Source organism: Mesorhizobium ciceri biovar biserrulae WSM1271, assembly GCF_000185905.1.
GTDB classification, from domain to species: Bacteria; Pseudomonadota; Alphaproteobacteria; order Rhizobiales; family Rhizobiaceae; genus Mesorhizobium; species Mesorhizobium ciceri.
The window spans coordinates 2642416-2661872 of record NC_014923.1; the positions used below are offsets into that span (position 1 = coordinate 2642416).

Genomic DNA, 19457 nt, shown 5'->3' on the forward strand with positions numbered 1-19457 from the left:
CGTTTGCGTCGTCAGGCCATTGGCACTAGAGGGACGCGAGTGCAAGCGGGTTCAAGGAAACCCCCGGGGAACAAGCCGTGTCAGACGACCCGTCCGATCTCGAATTCCAGCCGCGCGCCAAGGGCAGCGTCATGGGCTTTCCCGCGCATGAGGGCCGGCCCGGCGCACTCGGCGAGGTTCATGCCCGGCCGCATCCGCTGATCGAAAAGCCACGCGTCCTGATGCAACTCGCCTTCATGACGGAGGGCGGCTCCGGCGTCGACCACGCGGTGCTTTCCGAACTGTCGCGGCGCCTCGGCATCGCCGCGCCCGACCGCCAGGCCCGCCACCATGCCATGAAATGGGGCAAGGGCTCGCTGCGCTGGGAGCGGCACACCGAATTCTCGACCTATTTGTGGGAAGGGCCGCTTTCCGAAAGCGGCAGGACGCAGGAGGACTCACCCTTCGGCAACGGGTTTTCCCCGCCGGGAACCTGCATCTCCGGCATCAGGCTCGAAATCCGCAAATGGACGCAAGCGAGCGAGCAACTGATAGCCGGTTTCGATCCGACCAGCCTGTGCTACTCGCTGGTCGAGCGCGGAAACGCCGCCATCGTTACCGATTTTCGCCAGGATGGCGATGGCTTGACGCGCATGCTGCTGCTCGATCGCGGCTTGACCCCGGCGCGCACCGGCGCGTTGTCGCAGCGGCTTATCGACATCGAAACCTATCGGACGCTGGCCATGCTCGGCCTGCCGCTGGCGTTGACCTTGTCCGGCCGCGCCCGCCGCATCGAGGATCGGCTGGCGCAGACCACGCTGGAGATGAAGGTCGCCGGGACACGGGACAGCCAGACCTTGCTGGCCGATCTGACCGAACTTGCGGCGGAGCTGGAGGCGGACGCGGCGTCGAGCCTTTACCGTTTCGGCGCCAGCCGCGCCTATGACGGCATCGTCGGCGAACGGCTGGACGCACTCGAGGAAGAGGCTGTGCCCGGCTATGACACATGGCGCGGGTTCCTGCAGCGCCGTGTGGCGCCCGCAATGCGCACCTGCCGCTCGGTCGAGGAGCGGCAGGAAAATCTATCGCGAAAACTGACCCGCGCCACGACGCTGCTGCGCACCTGGGTCGATGTCGAGGTCGAGAAGCAGAACCGCGACCTGCTTGCCTCGATGAACAACCGCGCCCGCCTGCAATTGCGCCTGCAGCAGACCGTCGAGGGGCTCTCGGTCGCCGCCGTCTCCTATTATGTGGTCGGCCTTGTCGGCTATGTCGCCAAGGGCGCCTCGATCTTCGGCCATGCCTTCGCCCCGGAGATCATTACCGCTGCTTCGGTGCCTGTCGCCATCCTGCTGGTCTGGTGGGGCGTGCGCCGCGTGCGCCGGATGCACTCCGAACCCGGCAAGCCGCCCGGCGAATAGCAGCGGCAGATTGCCGCTGCGTAAGCCTGTCTCTGCCTTGAAGTTGGATTCGCCGCCATTACAGGATTTGCACCCAACGCGCTTCACTGGTAAAAGATTTTGACCAGTCAAGCGAAATGAGGCTGCTGATGTCCGGCCTGGCCATGCCGAAACCAGACGATGCCACGATGCGCCGGCGCGACGAGATCGTCGCCGACATGCGCATCATCGTGCCGGGTGAGGGCGTTGTCGACGCCGCCAATTCCATGCGCGCCTTCGAGAGCGACGGCCTGACCGCCTATCGGCAGCTGCCGCTGGTCGTCGTGCTGCCGCAAACGGTGGCGCAGGTTTCGCGCGTGCTGAAATACTGCAACGACCGCAACATCCGCGTCGTGCCGCGCGGCTCCGGCACCTCGCTGTCGGGCGGGGCGCTGCCGCTCGAGGACGCGGTGCTGCTGGTCATGAGCCGTTTCAACCGTATCCTCGGGATCGATTTTCCCAATCGCGTCGTCGTTGCCCAGCCGGGCGTCACCAATCTCGGCATCACCACCGCCGTCGAGCAGGAGGGCTTTTACTACGCCCCCGATCCATCCTCCCAGATCGCCTGCTCGATCGGCGGCAATGTCGCGGAGAATTCCGGCGGCGTGCACTGCCTGAAATACGGCCTCACAGCCAACAATGTGCTCGGCATCGAGATGGTGCTGATGAATGGCGAGGTGGTGCGGCTGGGCGGCAGTCACCTCGATGCGGAAGGCTACGACCTGCTCGGCGTCATGACCGGGTCCGAAGGGCTGCTCGGCGTCGTCACCGAGGTCACCGTGCGCATCCTGAAGAAGCCGGAGACGGCACGTGCACTGCTGATCGGCTTCCCGACCAGCGAGCAGGGCGGCCAGTGCGTTGCCGACATCATCGGCGCCGGCATCATCCCGGGCGGCATGGAGATGATGGACCGGCCGGCGATCCATGCGGCGGAAGATTTTGTTCATGCCGGCTATCCCCTCGATGTCGAGGCGCTGCTGATCGTCGAGCTCGACGGGCCGGGCGTCGAGGTCGATCATCTGATCGGGCTTGTCGAGGCGATCGCCTACAAGAACGGCTCGACCACCTGCCGCATTTCGCAGTCCGAACAGGAACGGCTGAGCTTCTGGGCCGGCCGCAAGGCGGCGTTTCCGGCCGTCGGCCGCATCTCGCCCGACTACTACTGCATGGACGGCACCATCCCGCGCAAGGAGCTGCCGCGCGTGCTCGCCGGCATGCGCGAGCTGTCGGAAAAATACGGTCTCGGCGTCGCCAATGTCTTTCATGCCGGTGACGGCAATCTGCATCCGCTGATCCTCTACGACGCCAACGTACCGGGCGAACTCGACAAGGCCGAAAGTTTCGGCGCCGATATATTGCGGCTCTGCGTCAAGGTCGGCGGCGTCTTGACCGGCGAACACGGTGTGGGCGTGGAAAAACGCGACCTGATGCCGGAAATGTTCACCCAGATCGATCTCGACCAGCAGATGCGCGTCAAATGTGCCTTCGATCCCAACCATCTGCTCAACCCGGGAAAAGTATTTCCGCAGTTGCGGCGATGCGCCGAGCTTGGGCGGATGCATGTGCACCGCGGGCAGGTGGCGTTTCCGGACATTCCGAGGTTTTGAGGGTGATGACGGCGCGTGAACACCCCCCTCTGTCCTGCCGGACATCTCCCCCTCAAGGGGGGAGATTGGCAGCTTGCGCGCCTCGCCCTTCCGTCATCATTGAAGATTGGCGAAGCCATATGCGACATCTGATCTCCCCCCTTGAGGGGGAGATGTCCGGCAGGACAGAGGGGGGCGCCAGGGAACTCGGCATATCCGAACTCGCATCTGGCGCGGTCTCTTCATGACCACCTTCACCCCGACCACCCCATCCGAAGTCCTGTCCACCGTCGCCTGGGCTGTAGCGGAAGGCTCGCCGCTGGAAATCCTTGGCCATGGCTCCAAGCGTGGCATCGGCCGGCCGCTGCAAACCGAACACACGCTCGACCTGTCGAAATTATCTGACGTCACGCTCTATGAACCGGCTGAACTGGTGCTGTCGGCCAAGGCAGGCACACCGTTGGCCGGGATCGAAAAACTGCTGGCGGAAAACGGCCAGCAGCTCGCTTTCGAGCCGATGGATTACGGCCCGCTGCTTGGTGGCGAACCGGGCAAAGGTACGATCGGCGGTGTGCTCGGCGCTAACCTCTCCGGTCCGCGCCGGCTCAAGGCGGGGGCCGCGCGCGACCATGTCCTGGGCATCAATGTGGTGTCCGGTCGTGGCGAGGCCTTCAAGTCGGGCGGTCGCGTGGTCAAGAACGTCACCGGCTATGACATGTCGAAGCTGATGGCCAACAGCTGGGGCACGCTGGCCGTCTTCACCGACGTCACCTTCAAGGTGCTGCCGGCAGCCGAGACCGAAGTCACGCTCGCCATCCGTAGCCTGCTCGACGATGCCGCGGCCGCCGCCATGGCCCTGGCGCTTGGCTCGAGTGCTGAAGTATCGAGTGCCGCCCACCTGCCGGAGCGGATCGCCGCGCGCGTCGCCAGCGGCAGTCTCGGCAGCGAGGCCGCCACGCTGCTGCGCGTCGAGGGTTTCGGCCCGTCGGTCGCCTACCGCATCGCCGCGCTGAAAACGCTGCTCGGCAATGCCGGCCCGCTGGAGGAGATTGGCGGCGAGGTTTCGCGGCTGATCTGGCGCGACGTTCGCGATTGCAGGCCTTTCGCCGACGGCAGCGAGAAGCCGGTCTGGCGCATCTCGATGACGCCTTCTCAGAGCCACCAGATGGTCCTGACGCTGCGCATGCAGGCCGCCGTCAGCGCCTTTTATGACTGGCAGGGCGGACTGGTTTGGCTGCGCATGGAACAGGGCGATCCGGAAGCCGCTCTGCTGCGCGGGCTGTTGAGGAAACATGGCGGCGGCCATGCGACGCTGGTGCGCGCCGCACCCTCGCATCGCGCCGCTCTACCGGTGTTCGAGCCGCAGCCGCCCGCTCTTGCTGCACTATCGGTCCGCCTGAAACAGGAATTCGACCCCAAGAATATCTTCAATCCCGGCCGCATGGCCTAGGACATCAGCGATGCAGACCAATTTTTCGCTTGCCCAGCTTGCCGATCCGCATGTCGCGGAATCGGAAAAGATCCTGCGCAAATGCGTGCATTGCGGCTTCTGCACCGCGACGTGCCCGACCTATGTGACACTCGGCAACGAGCTCGATTCACCGCGCGGGCGCATCTACCTGATCAAGGACATGCTGGAAAACGGCCGTCCGGCCGACAAGCAGATCGTCACCCATATCGATCGCTGCCTGTCGTGCCTTGCCTGCATGACCACCTGCCCGTCGGGCGTCAACTACATGCATCTGGTCGACCATGCCCGCGCCCATATCCAGGAGACCTACAAGCGGCCACTGCTCGACCGCCTGACCCGCGCCATGCTGGCCTTCGTGCTGCCCTATCCCCAGCGCTTTCGCGCCGCGCTCAAGCTGGCGAAGCTGGGCAAGCCGTTCATAGGCTTGTTCGACAAGGTTCCGGCGCTGAAGCCGCTCAGTGCGATGCTCAAGCTCGCACCGGCCTCGATCCCGGCAGCTTCGCCGATGGCCTCGCCAGGCATCCATGCCGGGCAGGGGACCAAAAGAGGCCGCGTCGCCATCCTCACCGGCTGCGCGCAATCGGTGCTCGATCCCGCCATCAATGAGGCGACGATTTCGCTGCTGACACGGCTCGGCGTCGAGGTCTTGGTGCCGCCGGGCGAAGGCTGTTGTGGTGCGCTGGTCCATCATATGGGGCGCGAACAGGCCGCGCTTGCCTCGGCGAGGCAGAATGTCGACGCCTGGACACGCGCCCTCGACCAGGGCGGGCTCGATGCCATCGTCATCACCGCCTCGGGCTGCGGCACGACGATCAAGGACTACGGTTTCATGCTGCGGCTCGACCCGGCCTATGCCGACAAGGCCGCACGCGTCTCGGCACTGGCCAAGGACGTTACCGAATATCTCTCGACCCTCGACCTGCCCGAACCGGTTCGCAAGCCGGGCACTGTCGTTGCCTATCACTCGGCCTGCTCGATGCAGCACGGCCAGAAGATCACCCGCCAGCCGAAAGAACTGCTGGCCAAGGCCGGCTTCATCGTGCGCGAGCCGCGTGAAGGACATCTCTGCTGTGGCTCCGCCGGCACCTACAACATCCTGCAGCCCGAGATCTCGGCCAAACTGCGCGACCGCAAGGTGAAAAACATCGAGGCGACGGGTGCCTCGATCGTCGCCACCGGCAACATCGGCTGCATCACGCAAATCGCTTCCGCCGCGATGATGCCGGTGGTGCACACGATAAAGCTGCTCGACTGGGCCTATGGTGGGCCGAAGCCGGAAGGTGTTCTGGAAGAGACCCTGATCGCGGCGGAATAGGACGACCTTGGCGGGCGCTTACTCCGCCGCAAGCCTGTCGGCCGTACCGTAGGTCGCCTCGTAGAGCGCGCGCTGGCGGCTGAGCGCGACCATGGTGTTGCGCAGCAGGATGGCGACCGTGATCGGGCCGACGCCGCCCGGCACCGGGGTGATCCAGGAGGCGACCTCGCGCACGCTTTCAGTGTCGACGTCGCCGACGATGCGGCTGGAGCCGTCGGGGGCGATTTCGGAATTGATGCCGATGTCGATGACGGCAGCGCCCGGCTTGACCATGTCGGCCTTGATCAGCCGCGGCTTGCCGACGGCGACGAACAGCGCATCGGCGCGCCTTGCATGGGCGGCGACCGATCGCGTCATGTGGTGGCAGACCGTCACCGTCGCGCCTTCGCTCATCAACAGGAAGGCGATCGGCTTGCCGACGATTTCCGAATGGCCGACGATGACGACTTCCAGTCCCTTGAGGTCGAGGCCGGTTTCCTTCAGCAGCTCGACCGAGGCGGCCGCCGTGCAAGGCGCGAGATCGAGCTGGTTGTAGACGATGTTGCCGATCGAGGCCGGATGCATGCCTTCGACATCCTTCAGCGGATGCACCGCCGCTTGCAGCGTCTTGATGGGGATATGCGCTGGCACGGGCCGCTGGATGATGATGCCGGTAACGCGCGGATCGGCATTCAGGCCGTGGATCGCAGCTTCCAACTCGCCTGCCGTGATGGTGGCAGGAAAGCGCCGTTCCTCGAAATCGATGCCGGCGAGCTCAGCCTTGGCGCGCTGGTTGCGCACATAGACGTCCACCGCATCGGTGTCGCCGACGGTGATCGAGATCAGCTTGGGCGGAAAACCCTCGGCTTTGGCGATCGCTGCGTCCTCGCGAACGGCGGCGATGATGCGCTGGGCGACCGGGCCGCCCTTGAGATAACGGCTGTCTTCGGACAGAGGCATGGGTGAACTCTTTTGTGGAACTTGCCACCGAGATAGCAAAAGAATGCGGCAAAGGGCAGCATGAAAGCGAACCGCTATGCCCGTTGCGCGACGCGTGGGTGGCCTTTTGCCCTCGATTTCTGCTCAAAACGGAAAGGGCAGCGCGGTTTCCCGTGCTGCCCTTCCTGACCGGCCGCATCCCCATACGGCCCGTCCCCCGTATCCCTAAACTGGCCTCGAAACGCGGACTGCTTTGCCGGCCAGGTGATTCGCAAGGACTATTATATCACCTCGACCGTGGTTCCGACATTGACCCGCTCATAGAGATCGACGACGTCCTCGTTGCGCATGCGGATGCAGCCCGACGACACCGCGCCGCCGATCGTCCACGGCTGGTTGGTGCCATGGATGCGGTATTCGGTGGTGCCGAGGTAGAGCGCACGGGCACCAAGCGGGTTCTCCATGCCGCCGGCAAGATAGGTCGGCAAATAGCGGCCCTTGGCGGCTTCGCGCTTGATCATCTGCGCCGGCGGGCGCCAGTCCGGCCACTCGCGCTTGTTGGTGATCTTGTGCGTACCCGACCATTCGAAGCCCGGCTTGCCGGTGCCGACGCCATAGCGCCTTGCCTTGCCGTTCTTCTCGACCAGGAAGAGGAAATTCTGCGTGGTGTCGATGACGATCGTGCCCGGCTTCTGGCCTCCGTCATAGTCGACTTCCTGCGGCAGGTAGATCGGGTTGATCTGGGGACGCGCGACCATGCGCTTGGCCGGCGGCTGCACCGCCGCCGTCTGCACCCGGTCGGGCTGCGCCGGGCGCAGGCGTCGCTGCTGCTGCACCACCTGCCGGTTCTGGCGCACGATGCCGGGCGCATGGCCAAGCTGCAGCACCCAGGGTGCGGAAAGGTCGGGGCTCACCATCACCGGCGGCCTGTCGGCATAGCGGTCGCCGGCGATTGAGGGTGTGACGCCGGCGGCAAACACAGCCACGGCGCCGAGCACGGGAAACAACACTGTCTTCATCGTAACGCACCTTGATCGTCTGATACAACGGGTGGAAACGTCCTCCCGGTTCGGCGATCATTGGCGCGCAAGCAGCAACCGAAACATGAATCGGAATGCGTAAAATGCGGCTTTGTCAGTAAACCTTTTGGTGTGGTTACCGCCGGGTTCAGGAATCTGGTAAAGCCGCAGTAAATGCCGCGCAAAGCGCGTTAACGAACGGATTTTGGCCTATGGACAAGGAACACACCGGCCTGCTCGCCGGCCCCGACGGTGTCGCGCGCTGCTTCTGGCACGGCAATCTGCCCGACTATCTGCACTATCACGATCATGAATGGGGCCGGCCTGTGGCCGACGACCGCAGGCTGTTCGAAAAGATCTGCCTGGAAGGCTTTCAGTCGGGCCTGTCGTGGCTGACCATACTGCGCAAGCGGGAGAATTTTCGCGAAGCCTTCGCCAATTTCGAATTCGACAAGGTAGCAAGCTTCACCGACAAGGATGTCGAGCGCCTGCTCGGCAATGCCGGCATCATCCGCCATCGCGGCAAGATCGTCTCGACCATCAACAACGCCAGGCGCGCCCGCGAAATGGTGGACGAATTCGGCTCACTGGCCGCCTGGTTCTGGAAGTTCGAACCCGGCAAGGACGAGCGGCCGCAAATCGTCGACCTCGCCCATCTGCGCGCGAACCCGACAACGGCCGTCTCGGTGCGGATCTCGAAGGAGCTGAAGAAGCGCGGCTGGAGCTTTGTCGGCCCGACCACGGTCTACGCTTTCATGCAGGCCATGGGCCTGGTCAACGACCACCTCGAGGGCTGCGCCTGCCGCCAAGAGGTCGAGAAGCAGCGGAAGGCTTTCAGGCGGCCGAAATAGGCTCAGGTGCCGTTGGCGCTGGCCAGCACCAGGCCGGCGACGATCGCCACCACCGTGGCCAGGGTCGGATAGATCACCAGCAGGCCGGTCATCAACGCGTCGCGCATGGATGGTCCCTTGCCGGTGTCGGCGGGTACTTCGAACGGTCCGGCAGCCTGGCTGACCATTTTCGGGACGTTGATGTCGGCCGGGCGCAAGCGTGCGGACAATCCGGCATCGCTGTCGATGGCATGGATTCTTGCTGTGCTGGTCATGGCCGCGAACCCCTCATTTCCCGCGCTTTATCGGCGGCGATTGTGTCGGCACGATGCCGCACGCATGGCGGGATTGTTTCATTTGCGGTCCGGATTGGTTTCAAGGAGGTGCGGCGTCGCCTTCTCTCATCGGCAGCGCCAGAGGTCTGACCCTTGCCGCATCCGACCTCTTCGGTTAGGACACCCGCGTTGCGAAAATCGCAACATTGCCGACCTGCAAGCATCATAAAACGCCGAGCAAACACCCCATGGCCGATAAATCGGAAAAGACGAAAGCGCGACTGCCGCGCGGCTTTGCCGACCGCAGCGCCGAGGACATCCGCGCCGTCGAGAAGATGATGGCGACGATCCGCTCGGTCTATGAGCTTTACGGCTTCGAACCGGCAGACCAGCCGCTGATCGAATACACCGATGCGCTCGGAAAATTCCTCCCCGACCAGGACCGGCCGAACGAAGGCGTGTTCTCCTTCCAGGATGACGACGACCAGTGGCTGTCGCTGCGCTACGACCTGACCGCGCCGACGGCGCGTTATGTCGCCGAGAATTACGAGCGGCTGCCAAAACCTTACCGCAGCTATCGCTCAGGCTGGGTGTTCCGCAACGAGAAGCCCGGCCCCGGCCGCTTCCGCCAGTTCATGCAGTTCGATGCCGACACGATCGGCACGCCGGGTGTGGCCGCCGACGCCGAAATGGCCATGATGATGGCCGACGTCATGGAAGCGCTGGGCATCAAGCGCGGCGACTACGTCATCCGCGTCAACAACCGCAAGGTGCTGGATGGCGTGCTGGAGGCGATCGGCCTTGGCGGCGAGGAGAATGCCGGCCGCCGGCTGACGGTGTTGCGTGCGATCGACAAGCTCGACAAGCTCGGGCCGGAAGGCGTGAAGCTTTTGCTTGGCCCGGGCCGCTGGGACGGCGGCAAGGAGGGCGAAGGCGACTTCGCCAAGGGCGCCGGGTTGAACAACGGGCAAGCCGAGGCGGTTCTTCTCGCGACTGCGAGGACTATACAGGCCGGCCAGGATTCCATGGTCAGTTCGAACGCGATCTACCAGGAAGGCGTCGGCGAACTCGCCACGATTGAAACGCTGGTCAGGGCGGCCGGATATGGCGAGGACCGTATTGCCATGGACCGCTCGGTCGTGCGCGGCCTCGAATACTACACCGGCCCTGTCTTCGAAGCCGAGCTTCTGGCCGAAATCCCCAACGAAGACGGCCAGATCGTGCGCTTCGGTTCGGTCGGTGGCGGCGGGCGCTATGATGGCCTCGTCTCGCGCTTCCGTGGCGAGCCGGTGCCGGCAACCGGTTTTTCCATCGGCGTTTCCAGGCTGATGACCGCGCTGAAGAACCTCGGCAAGCTCGATGCCTCGGACGTGATTGCGCCGGTCGTCGTGCTGGTGATGGACAAGGACACCGACAGCCTCGGCCGCTACCAGAAGATGGTGGCGGAGCTGCGCGCCGCCGGCATCCGTTCCGAAATGTATCTCGGCGGCGCCGGCATGAAGGCGCAGCTCAAATATGCCGACCGCCGCGGCTGTCCGGTCGCCATCATCCAGGGCGGCGACGAGCGCGCCAAGGGCGAGCTGCAGATCAAGGATTTGATCGAAGGCGCGCGCATGTCTGCCGAAATCTCAGACAACGCCGAATGGCGCGCGGCGCGCCCGGCGCAGGTGACTGTGGCGGAGGGCGAGCTGGTCGCCGAGGTAAGGAAGATATTGGCGGCGCAGGCTGAGGAGAGGGCGCGTGGCAAGTAGAGGCCGCGTTGGCGCCTCTGGTTTGGGACCAGAGGGTCGTGCAGCACTGAGGTCAGCAAGTTGACCTCCCGCACCCCCGCCATCTCCACCGACATCACCAACCTTTTCGCCACGCGCAACACGCATGCGGTCGAGGTCGCCATACTACAACCCGCCGACCCGTTCCTCGACATGGCCGGCGAGGATCTGCGCCGCCGGATTTTCCTGACCGAAAGCGAGACCGGCCAGACATTGTGCCTGCGGCCGGAATTCACCATCCCGGTCTGTCTCGACCACATCAGCTCGCAGGCCGGCACGCCGCGCCGTTATTCCTATCTGGGCGAGGTGTTTCGCCAGCGCCGCGAAGGCGGCAACGAGTTCTTCCAGGCCGGCATCGAGGATCTCGGCGACCGCGATACCGCGCAAGCGGATGCCCGCTCGGTGGCCGACGCGCATGCGCTGCTGTCGCTGGTGCTGCCTGGCCAGGCATTGGCGATCACGCTTGGCGACCAGACCATTTTCGAGGCGGTGCTGGCCGCCCTTGGCCTGCCGCGCGGCTGGCGCATGCGTCTTGCCCGCGCGTTCGGCTCGGCGCCGATGCTTGAGGCGGCACTCGCCGATCTCGCCAACCCGCCGCGCAACAGCCAGCTCTCAGGTCCGGTCGCCGCTCTGGTCCTCGACGGTGATCTGGACGGTCTTTCCGCCCATATCGCCAGCGGCATGGAAGAGGCCGGCCTGTCGGCGTCCGCCGGACGCTCGCCATCCGACATTGCCCGGCGGCTGATCGAGAAAGCCGAATTGCGCAGCGTTCGGCTGTCGAGCGAGGCGTTTTCCGCGCTGAAGGATTTTCTGGCGATCGACGTTCCGCTAGATCGCGCGGCCGAGGCGCTGGAGACCTTCGCCACCGGCGCCGGTCTGTCGCTCGATGTCGCGCTGGAAAAGTTCGCTGCCCGCGCCAAGGCGATCGAAGCGCATGGCTTGCCGGCCGATAAAATCCGCTACGACGCCGCCTTCGGCCGCCCGCTCGACTACTACACCGGCCTGGTTTTCGAAATCGCGGCCGACAATGGCGACCGGCCGCTGGTCGGCGGCGGCCGCTATGACCGGCTGCTGACCTTGCTTGGCGCCAAGACGCCTATCCCCGGCGTCGGCTTTTCGGTCTGGCTCGACCGCATCGAGGCGTTGCGGGAGACGGCGCCATGATCACGCTGGCGATCCCATCCAAAGGCCGCCTGAAAGAGCAGGCGCTGGACGTGCTGGCCAAAGCCGGGTTAGCCGTCAGCCTGCCCGGCGACGAGCGCAAATACCACGCCCGCGTCGAGGGCCTGGACGATGTCGAAGTGGTGTTCCTGTCGGCTTCCGAGATATCAGGCGAGATCGGCCAGGGCGCAGTCGATCTCGGCATCACCGGCGAGGACCTGGTGCGTGAAAACCTCTCCGACTGGGAGAGCCGCGCCGAAATCGTCGCCCGTCTCGGCTTCGGCAATGCCGATGTGGTGGTTGCCGTGCCGGACATCTGGCTCGACGTCGACAGCATGGCCGACCTCGACGACGTCGCTGCCGATTTCCGCCAGCGCCATGGCCGGCGGTTGCGCATCGCCACCAAATACTGGCGGCTGACCCAGCAATTCTTCTCGCAGAAGCATGGCATCCAGGTCTACCGCATCGTCGAGAGCCTGGGGGCCACCGAAGGTGCGCCGGCGGCGGGTCTGGCCGATGTCATCGTCGACATCACAACCACCGGCTCGACGCTGCGCGCCAATCATCTCAAGGTGCTGGGCGATGGCCTCGTCCTGCGCTCGCAGGCTTGTCTCGTGGCGTCCAGGAAGACACGGGCGGCGGCCGATGAAGCGGTCCTGCGCGACATCGCGGCGAAGATGGCGGCTGCGGTCGGATAGCGGCGGGCCTTCGCCCGCTGCCCCTCAGGGCTCCGAACCCTGCTTGAAAACCCTGACGGCGGCCGTCCCGCGGTGTCGGTAGCCTTGCGCCGGGGTTTTCCTGTATAGGAATTATTTCCTTGACTGGTGAGGGCAGCTACGCTACATTTTTGCCCATGGTGCTGATTTGCGCCAGTGACCGCCGCCCAGGCGGGTTTTTGCGTTTGATGTTCATCAACCAACGGAGGCCCCGAAGCGTCGTGGGACGGATCGTTGCCCTGCCACGACTATCGGCGGGATTTTCACCACCCCCTCAGGCTGATAGGCTCGGCCAATCCCGGGAGGAGAGAGCGATGCCGGTCAATCTCGACGAGCTGAAGAATGCCAGCAATCTGCGCGGACGCGGAGCGCGAGCGGGCGGTGTCTTCGTCGCACCCGTCGATGGTAGGGCGCATGTCTCTGGCGAACGCAGCGTGCCGCTGCTCGACAAGACCATCCCCGCGCTGTTTTCCGACACGGTCAGCAAATACGGCACGCTCGACGCCGCCGTCTTCGTCGACCAGGACAAGCGCTTCACCTGGAGTGAACTTTCGGACACGGTGGATGCGCTGGCCGCCGGCTTCCTGGCACTGGGCCTGGCAAAAGGCGATCGCGTCGGCATCTGGTCGCCCAACCGCTGGGAATGGCTGGTGACGCAGTTCGCCACCGCCCGCATCGGCCTGATCCTGGTCAACATCAACCCGGCCTACCGGTTGACCGAGCTCGACTATGCGCTGAACAAGGTCGGCTGCAAGGCGCTGGTCACCGCTGCCAGGTTCAAGACGTCAGATTATCTCGGCATGATCGAGACGCTGGCACCCGAGATTGCCAAGGCCACGCCGGGCAAGCTCAAGGCACAAAAACTGCCGGCGTTGAAGATCGTCATACGCATGGGTGACGAGAACTCGCCCGGCATGTTCAATTTCGGTGATGTGCTGGCCATGGCCGGGCGTGACGAGCATGACAGCCTCGACCGCATCTCGGAGAAGCTGAAGCCGGGCGAAGCCATCAACATCCAGTTCACCTCAGGCACCACGGGAGCCCCCAAGGGCGCGACGCTGACCCACGGCAACATCGTCAACAACGGCAATTTCGTCACTTCGGCGATCAAGCTGACCGCCGACGACCGGCTCTGCATACCGGTGCCGCTCTACCACTGCTTCGGCATGTCGATGGGCACGATGGGTTGCGTCTCGAAAGGCGCCACCATGGTTTTCCCGGGAGAAGGGTTCGACGCCGGCGCCACGCTGAAGGCTGTGGCTCAGGAACGCTGCACCGGGCTCTATGGCGTACCGACCATGTTCGTTGCTCTGCTGGATCATCCGGATTTTTCCGCCTTCGATCTCTCCAGCCTGCGCACCGGCATCATGGCCGGTTCGCCATGCCCGATCGAGGTGATGAAAAAGGTGGTGTCGCTGATGCATATGGAACAGGTGACCATCGCCTACGGCATGACCGAGACCAGCCCGGTGTCGTTCCAGAGCGGCGTCGACGACCCCCTGGAAAAGCGCGTCTCGACCGTCGGGCGCATCCACCCCCATGTCGAGGTCAAGGCGGTCGATGCCGATGGCGCTACAGTTGCGGTCGGCGTACCGGGCGAGCTTTGCACGCGCGGCTATTCGGTGATGAAGGGTTACTGGGACGACGACGACAAGACCCGCGAGGCGATCGACGCCGACGGCTGGATGCACACCGGCGACCTCGCCACCATCGACGCCGAGGGCTATTGCAACATCGTCGGCCGGGTCAAGGACATGGTCATCCGCGGCGGCGAGAACGTCTATCCCAGGGAGGTCGAGGAATTCCTCTACCGCCATCCAAAGGTCAAGGAGGTGCAGGTGTTCGGCATTCCCGACGCCAAATATGGCGAGGAGCTGTGCGCCTGGATCGTGCTCAAGCCCGGCCAGATCGCCACCGAGCAGGAGGTCAGAAACTTCTGCGCCGGCCAGATCGCCCATTACAAGATCCCCCGCCACATCCGCTTCCGCACCGAATTGCCGATGACGGTGACCGGCAAGCCGCAGAAGTTCTTGATGCGCGAGGCGATGGTGGAGGAGCTGGGCTTGGTGGCGCAGAAGACGGCGTGAACGGGTGAACGCTTCGATCTGTCGGTGCGCGAATGCAGCCACGGTTCGCAGCAGCGCGCAGGGGCTTGCATGAGCGGTTTCGGACGTTCGGTGACTTCATATGCGATGCCGCTGGCCGCCTTGGTGATGGCTGTCGCCGTCAGGGCAGGCGGGCTGTCGGCGGACGAAGGTTCGCTGGGCGTCAGGATACTCGTCGGAGCGCTTTCGAGTGCGATCATGTTCACCACCATTTTCGTGGTGCTCGACCACGCCGAGGCGGTGGCTCGGCGTGTAGGAGAGCCCTACGGCACATTGGTGCTGACTTTTGCCGTGACGGCAATCGAGGTGTCGATCATCGTTTCCATGATGCTGCATGGTGAGAACAACCCTACGCTTGCACGTGAGTCCGTCTTTTCAACGGTGATGATTGCATCTACCGGCGTCGTCGGCACGTGTCTTGCGCTTGGCGGCTGGCGCCATCGCAAGCAGGCAATTGTTCGACAAGGGACCAGCGCATATTTGGCGGTTCTGATCGCGCTGACCATCATGACGCTTATTCTGCCGACCTACACACAAGCTACGGGGCCGGGTACATTTTCGGCAGCTCAACTTGGCTTTGTGAGCGTGCTTTCGGTGCTGCTTTATGCAAGCTTCGTGTTCGCGCAGACCGTCCGCCACCGGGAAGACTTTGTCGAAGGGCAGGCCCACGGCGTTTCGCTGCGGACTGCTCCGCACGAAAGCGTCTTTGCCAGCGCTCTGTTGCTGATGGCCGGCCTGATCGGCATTGTCATGCTCGCCGAGCAGGTCGCGGCAAGCGTCGAAGATACGCTCGTTGCCTACCAGGTGACCCAGGCTGACAGCATTGTGGGGGCAATGATCGCCGGGCTGGTGTTGATGCCGGAGGCCATTTCGGCGGTTCGCGCTTCACTCAACAATGAGCTGCAACGCGGTTTGAATGTCGCGATGGGTTCCGCTTGCGCCACAATCGGTTTGACAATACCGGCGGTCGCAGCCGCCAGCCTGCTGACGGGCAGAGGGTTAACCCTGGGACTTCCAGCGACTGACACAGTGCTTTTGATTTTAGCGCTCTTCATATGCAATGTGAGCTTTAGTACTGAAAGAACAACATTCTTGACGGGCGCGGTCCATATCGTGGTATTTCTTACATACATATTTCTTATATTTGTACCATGAACTCTGGCTCAGGTTGGCGCTTGAGGGCTGGCTCGCGCTGCGGCTGGGCAATGGCCGACGTCGGCTGTAAACCCCGATTGGCATCCAACATCGGTGGGGCGTCCACGCCGCCATGGCGCTGCATCGTCGAAATGAGCAGATGGTCGAGGGCACAGAATTCGTCCAGGGTGATCGGTCCCTTGCCGCGCGGATGGCCGTGCCCCTGGGCGGTGACGAATTCCTCTTCGAACAGTTTCTGCCTGATCAGGCCACTCGAACGTCTTCCGCGGCTCCGATGAAGAGATCGATGTCGCCCTGCTCCAGGTGCTCGACGATCCTCGGCTTGTCGGGCACCGTAAAGGCAACCTTTGCGTTGGGAGCTTGGGATTTGAACCGCGGAATGAGGTCCGGAGCCAGGATCGCTGCCGGATTGTCCGTTGCGGCAATGCGATAGACACGTTTGCTTGTGGCGGGGTCGAACAGATGAGCAGTATTCACGAAATCGCTCAACCGAGCAGCCGGACGAGTTCGGGCTCAAGTGCCAGGGTCGTTCAGCAATTGACGCAGCCGCGTCAGGCGGGCCGACAAGGCCGATTGGGTAATGTTCAATCTCGACGCCGCATGGGTGACGTTCTGGTGCTTCAACAGCGCATCGAGTGTCAGCAGCAAGCCAACGTCGAAATCCGATAGCCGTTTTGTCAATGGGACCTCGAACCAGCAGGCGCTATTCAATCGGTAGCGCTCTCTAGCACGGTTCCGGAGATTGAAGGACAATGGCTTCGAAGTTTACTGCCGCCTATGGCGATTTTGCGACAGGTGCTGCTCCTCGCCACAACGCGGCCCGACCGTTCCAGATGGCACGACTGTTTCCAGCCAGAGGTCCTAACGACGATCGGCCCGCATCTCCGTCGATTTCGGCGCCGTGCCGGGTTCTTGAACGAGCGGTCCGAGCAGCACTTCTCCGAACAGTGGCTGGTAGCGGCGGCGCACGGCCGGGTCTTCCTTGAAGGACAGTGCGTACTGGCCGATCTGGTGGAAATAGGTGATGCGCGCCCGCACGATGCTCTCGTCTTCCGAATAGCCCATGGCGCGGAACGCCCGGATGAGCAGCGCGATGCGCAGATCGTCGATGTCCTTGACTTCCTGAGCGAGCTTTTTCGATGTCCGTGACCAATCGCGAACAGCCAGGTCAAGCAGCGGGCTGAAAGGGGCTTCATCCACCCAGACATGCACGATGTCGGTGAAGAACTGCAGGCCGTCTATGTCGTGGATCTCGCGCATCGCCCAGAACGGCGCGCAATTGCTGTTTCGCCATTCCTGCAAGAGGCCGCCGCGAAGGTCCGCCAGGCTGGCAAAATGGAAATAGAAGCTGCCCCGCGTGACCTTCAACTGCTGCGCCAGGCGGTCGATCTTGACCTCGCCGATGCCGCGCTTTTCCAGCACCTTGCGCGCCGCCGCAATCCAGGCCTCACGGCTGAGCGTCTGCCGCGCCGCTTTTGATCGCACCGCCGGTCGAGGCGGTCGTTTCGTTTTCGCCAGCACGCCTTTCCCGTTCATGAAATTCGAGACCTTCGTCGCCGCGCGCAACGCGCATGGCCGATTCGCCTATCGAACCGCCCCGTGACTGCTTCGCAATTCTCCGTGTCACCGTCTATCGCCGGATACGCATTTTCAGGGCAGTGCACTGATCCGCTCCAGCATCAGCGTGAAGAACGGCGCCGGATCGATCCGGCGCAGGACATTGCAGTTCTTGCGGCGGCCGGTGACGTGCCACCAGTCGACGACGGTCATGCCTATGGTTTCGGGCGAGACGATATCGACCGTCACGGCGCACTGGCGCTGCTCGTAGATCCCCGGGGCCAGAAGGTAACCGGTGACGCACGCATCGTGGATGGGACGCGCCGCCGTCGCGAATTTGTGGGTGCCGTATTGGCGATAGAAGTCGGCCATGTTGGCGGCCTCGATCGCCGCGCGACTGCCGGTGGCGCGCAGGGCGTCGAGCCATTCAGGCGTCATCAGGGCAGTGTAGGTGCAGTCGATGCCGGCCATCGTCACCGGGACGCCGCTGTCGAACACTTTGTGCGCGGCATGCGGATCGACAAAGATGTTGAACTCCGCGGCAGGCGTGGCATTGCCGCCTTGAAAAAAGCCCCCGCCCATCAGCACGACTTCGCGCAGCCGAGGGACGATTTTCGGTTCCATGGTCATGGCCATGGCCAGGTTGGTCATCGGCCCGAGCGTGCAGACGGTCAACGCGCCTTCCGGCGCATCCATGATCGTGCGCACCAGGTAATTGACTGCGTGCTCGCTCTGCAGCGGTGTGACGGGTTCGGGCAGATCGGCGCCGTCGAGGCCCGTTTCGCCGTGAACATACTCGGCCGTGATCAGCTTGCGCACCATCGGCGCCGGGCAGCCGGCATAGACCGGCACATCGGGTCGTCCGGCAAGTTCCACGACCTTGAGCGCATTCTTCGACGTTAGGGCAAGCGGCACGTTGCCGCCGACTGTCGTGATGCCGACTACCTCGAGTTCGGCTGGCGAGCCTAGCGCGAAAAGGATCGCGAACGCGTCATCCTGACCTGGGTCGGTGTCGATGATTATCTTGCGTGGTGCCATTGTGCCGCGTTTTTCCCGTTGCGCTCGAAAGCCTATTGCTGAGGCGATTTGGATGTGTAGAAATACAGTACTGTATCTTATGTTCAAGAGAAGGTGTTCGAATGGACGCACGCGGCGACTTTTCCGAAATTCCGATCATCGATGTGTCGGCGCTCTATGGCGATGACCAGGAAGCGATCGCCGCGACGGCGGCGACACTGCGCCGCCATCTCGAGACGATCGGCTTCCTCTATGTCGTCGGGCATCCGATCCCGCGTGCCGACGTCGAAGCGGTTCGCGAAGCCAGCAAGCGCTTCTTCGCTCTGCCCGAGGAGCAGAAACTGGCGCTGAAGATCGACAGGAATTTCCGCGGCTACCTGCCCTTTGCCGGCTCGACGATCGTGACGTCGTCGGTGGCGACAGTAAGCAAGCCGAACCAGAGCGAATCGATCTTCTTCATGCACGAGGTCGAGGCCGACGACCCCAGGACATTGGCCGACAAGCCGCTGCAGGGTCCCAACCAGTGGCCGGACGAGGCAACGCTTGCTGGCTTCAGGCCAACGATTGAACGCTATGTCGATGAGATGAGCACACTGGCCCGCAAAATGGTCGGCGCCATCGCTCTTTCGCTTGGACTTCCGACCGACAGTCTCGACCGTTATTTCGATCAGCCGACAACCTTCCTGCGGTTGCTGCACTACCCGACGCAGCCGCATGAGGAGGGGCTATTCGGTTCGGCCCCTCACACCGATTACGGCTTCATTACACTGCTGGCGCAGGACAATGTCGGCGGCCTGGAAGTCAAGAACAAGGCGGGCGAATGGGTTCCCGCGCCTCCGGTCCCGGACTCCTTCGTGATGAATGTCGGCGACATCCTGGCGCGCTGGTCGAACGACCAGTTCGTCTCGACGCCGCATCGCGTCATCAACCGGTCGGGGCGCGAGCGCTATTCCCAGCCCTTCTTCTTCGACCCGTCCATGGATGAAACGATCGAGGCGCTGCCGGTCTGCGTGCCGGCCGGTAGCCAGCCGAAATATGAGCCGGTGCTCTACGGCGACTATCTGATGGAGCGCATCGACAAGAACTACCATTACCGCAAGAAAAAGGCTGCGGAAGCAGCCGGTACATAGACGGATCAATGCTTG

At 63.5% G+C, this 19457-nt stretch carries 18 protein-coding genes; 11 read left to right on the forward strand and 7 right to left on the reverse strand.

Annotated features, from left to right (window positions below; genetic code table 11):
- Positions 1–77: 77 nt before the first annotated feature.
- The 4 genes from MESCI_RS12705 (at position 78) to glcF (ending at position 5790) form a co-directional block, all read left to right on the forward strand.
- Positions 78–1400, forward strand: coding sequence for a DUF3422 family protein (locus MESCI_RS12705; protein WP_013530349.1), 1323 nt, complete (start codon positions 78–80; stop codon positions 1398–1400).
- A 128-nt stretch (positions 1401–1528) separates the two neighbouring features.
- A complete protein-coding gene (locus MESCI_RS12710) occupies positions 1529–3025 on the forward strand; it encodes an FAD-linked oxidase C-terminal domain-containing protein (protein ID WP_013530350.1) in 1497 nt (498 codons plus the stop codon).
- A gap of 223 nt (positions 3026–3248) precedes the next feature.
- Positions 3249–4454, forward strand: coding sequence for an FAD-binding protein (locus tag MESCI_RS12715; protein ID WP_013530351.1), 1206 nt, complete (start codon positions 3249–3251; stop codon positions 4452–4454).
- Between the two features lie 10 nt (positions 4455–4464).
- Complete coding sequence (glcF, locus tag MESCI_RS12720) at positions 4465–5790, forward strand: glycolate oxidase subunit GlcF (RefSeq protein WP_013530352.1); 1326 nt, start codon at positions 4465–4467, stop codon at positions 5788–5790.
- An 18-nt stretch (positions 5791–5808) separates the two neighbouring features.
- Here the strand turns inward: glcF and MESCI_RS12725 are convergent, their stop codons facing one another.
- Both MESCI_RS12725 and MESCI_RS12730 read right to left on the reverse strand, forming a co-directional pair.
- Positions 5809–6729, reverse strand: a complete 921-nt coding sequence (locus tag MESCI_RS12725) for a bifunctional 5,10-methylenetetrahydrofolate dehydrogenase/5,10-methenyltetrahydrofolate cyclohydrolase (RefSeq protein WP_013530353.1) — start codon at positions 6727–6729, stop codon at positions 5809–5811.
- 260 nt (positions 6730–6989) lie between these two features.
- The gene (locus MESCI_RS12730; protein WP_013530354.1) at positions 6990–7727 is read right to left on the reverse strand and encodes a L,D-transpeptidase; all 738 of its coding nucleotides are present in this window, start codon (positions 7725–7727) and stop codon (positions 6990–6992) included.
- Positions 7728–7939: 212 nt separating this feature from the next.
- On the opposite strand from MESCI_RS12730, the gene MESCI_RS12735 reads away from it, so the two are divergent.
- Positions 7940–8578 (forward strand): DNA-3-methyladenine glycosylase I, encoded by a 639-nt coding sequence (locus tag MESCI_RS12735; protein WP_013530355.1) that lies wholly within the window; start codon positions 7940–7942, stop codon positions 8576–8578.
- A gap of 2 nt (positions 8579–8580) precedes the next feature.
- Here MESCI_RS12735 and MESCI_RS12740 read toward each other — a convergent pair whose 3' ends face one another.
- Positions 8581–8832, reverse strand: coding sequence for a hypothetical protein (locus MESCI_RS12740; protein WP_013530356.1), 252 nt, complete (start codon positions 8830–8832; stop codon positions 8581–8583).
- A 248-nt stretch (positions 8833–9080) separates the two neighbouring features.
- On the opposite strand from MESCI_RS12740, the gene hisS reads away from it, so the two are divergent.
- The 5 genes from hisS (at position 9081) to MESCI_RS12765 (ending at position 15738) form a co-directional block, all read left to right on the forward strand.
- A complete protein-coding gene (hisS, locus tag MESCI_RS12745) occupies positions 9081–10583 on the forward strand; it encodes a histidine--tRNA ligase (protein ID WP_013530357.1) in 1503 nt (500 codons plus the stop codon).
- A 60-nt stretch (positions 10584–10643) separates the two neighbouring features.
- Positions 10644–11765 carry an ATP phosphoribosyltransferase regulatory subunit gene (locus MESCI_RS12750; protein WP_013530358.1) on the forward strand — a complete coding sequence of 374 codons (1122 nt, stop codon included), beginning with the start codon at positions 10644–10646 and terminating at the stop codon, positions 11763–11765.
- On the forward strand, positions 11762–12460 hold the full coding sequence (gene hisG / locus MESCI_RS12755) for an ATP phosphoribosyltransferase (protein WP_013530359.1): 699 nt from the start codon (positions 11762–11764) through the stop codon (positions 12458–12460). Before MESCI_RS12750 ends, hisG begins: the two co-directional genes overlap by 4 nt.
- Before the next feature lie 332 nt (positions 12461–12792).
- Positions 12793–14565, forward strand: coding sequence for an AMP-binding protein (locus tag MESCI_RS12760; RefSeq protein WP_013530360.1), 1773 nt, complete (start codon positions 12793–12795; stop codon positions 14563–14565).
- A 69-nt stretch (positions 14566–14634) separates the two neighbouring features.
- Positions 14635–15738, forward strand: a complete 1104-nt coding sequence (locus tag MESCI_RS12765; RefSeq protein ID WP_013530361.1) for a calcium:cation antiporter — start codon at positions 14635–14637, stop codon at positions 15736–15738.
- A 243-nt stretch (positions 15739–15981) separates the two neighbouring features.
- Here the strand turns inward: MESCI_RS12765 and MESCI_RS32610 are convergent, their stop codons facing one another.
- The 4 genes from MESCI_RS32610 to MESCI_RS12780 form a co-directional block, all read right to left on the reverse strand.
- Entirely contained in the window at positions 15982–16227 is a 246-nt protein-coding gene (locus tag MESCI_RS32610; protein WP_063170133.1) for a LysR substrate-binding domain-containing protein, read from the reverse strand.
- A 24-nt stretch (positions 16228–16251) separates the two neighbouring features.
- Complete coding sequence (locus MESCI_RS32615; RefSeq protein WP_224621640.1) at positions 16252–16419, reverse strand: helix-turn-helix domain-containing protein; 168 nt, start codon at positions 16417–16419, stop codon at positions 16252–16254.
- Between the two features lie 180 nt (positions 16420–16599).
- Positions 16600–17274, reverse strand: coding sequence for a TetR/AcrR family transcriptional regulator (locus MESCI_RS12775; protein WP_013530362.1), 675 nt, complete (start codon positions 17272–17274; stop codon positions 16600–16602).
- 114 nt (positions 17275–17388) lie between these two features.
- The gene (locus MESCI_RS12780) at positions 17389–18333 is read right to left on the reverse strand and encodes a nucleoside hydrolase (RefSeq protein ID WP_013530363.1); all 945 of its coding nucleotides are present in this window, start codon (positions 18331–18333) and stop codon (positions 17389–17391) included.
- A 101-nt stretch (positions 18334–18434) separates the two neighbouring features.
- On the opposite strand from MESCI_RS12780, the gene MESCI_RS12785 reads away from it, so the two are divergent.
- Positions 18435–19442, forward strand: a complete 1008-nt coding sequence (locus MESCI_RS12785; RefSeq protein ID WP_013530364.1) for an isopenicillin N synthase family dioxygenase — start codon at positions 18435–18437, stop codon at positions 19440–19442.
- The last annotated feature ends 15 nt before the right edge of the window (positions 19443–19457 follow it).

What these genes read in the sequence shown, in the direction of transcription:
- MESCI_RS12780 (WP_013530363.1), bottom strand. Translation starts at nt 18,333, where the DNA reads ATGGCACCACGCAAGATAATCATCGACACCGACCCAGGTCAGGATGAC.
- MESCI_RS12785 (WP_013530364.1), top strand. Translation starts at nt 18,435, where the DNA reads ATGGACGCACGCGGCGACTTTTCCGAAATTCCGATCATCGATGTGTCG.
- hisS (WP_013530357.1), top strand. Translation starts at nt 9,081, where the DNA reads ATGGCCGATAAATCGGAAAAGACGAAAGCGCGACTGCCGCGCGGCTTT.
- MESCI_RS12775 (WP_013530362.1), bottom strand. Translation starts at nt 17,274, where the DNA reads ATGAACGGGAAAGGCGTGCTGGCGAAAACGAAACGACCGCCTCGACCG.
- MESCI_RS12725 (WP_013530353.1), bottom strand. Translation starts at nt 6,729, where the DNA reads ATGCCTCTGTCCGAAGACAGCCGTTATCTCAAGGGCGGCCCGGTCGCC.
- MESCI_RS12740 (WP_013530356.1), bottom strand. Translation starts at nt 8,832, where the DNA reads ATGACCAGCACAGCAAGAATCCATGCCATCGACAGCGATGCCGGATTG.
- MESCI_RS12735 (WP_013530355.1), top strand. Translation starts at nt 7,940, where the DNA reads ATGGACAAGGAACACACCGGCCTGCTCGCCGGCCCCGACGGTGTCGCG.
- MESCI_RS12760 (WP_013530360.1), top strand. Translation starts at nt 12,793, where the DNA reads ATGCCGGTCAATCTCGACGAGCTGAAGAATGCCAGCAATCTGCGCGGA.
- MESCI_RS12710 (WP_013530350.1), top strand. Translation starts at nt 1,529, where the DNA reads ATGTCCGGCCTGGCCATGCCGAAACCAGACGATGCCACGATGCGCCGG.
- glcF (WP_013530352.1), top strand. Translation starts at nt 4,465, where the DNA reads ATGCAGACCAATTTTTCGCTTGCCCAGCTTGCCGATCCGCATGTCGCG.
- MESCI_RS12715 (WP_013530351.1), top strand. Translation starts at nt 3,249, where the DNA reads ATGACCACCTTCACCCCGACCACCCCATCCGAAGTCCTGTCCACCGTC.
- MESCI_RS12730 (WP_013530354.1), bottom strand. Translation starts at nt 7,727, where the DNA reads ATGAAGACAGTGTTGTTTCCCGTGCTCGGCGCCGTGGCTGTGTTTGCC.
- MESCI_RS12765 (WP_013530361.1), top strand. Translation starts at nt 14,635, where the DNA reads ATGAGCGGTTTCGGACGTTCGGTGACTTCATATGCGATGCCGCTGGCC.
- hisG (WP_013530359.1), top strand. Translation starts at nt 11,762, where the DNA reads ATGATCACGCTGGCGATCCCATCCAAAGGCCGCCTGAAAGAGCAGGCG.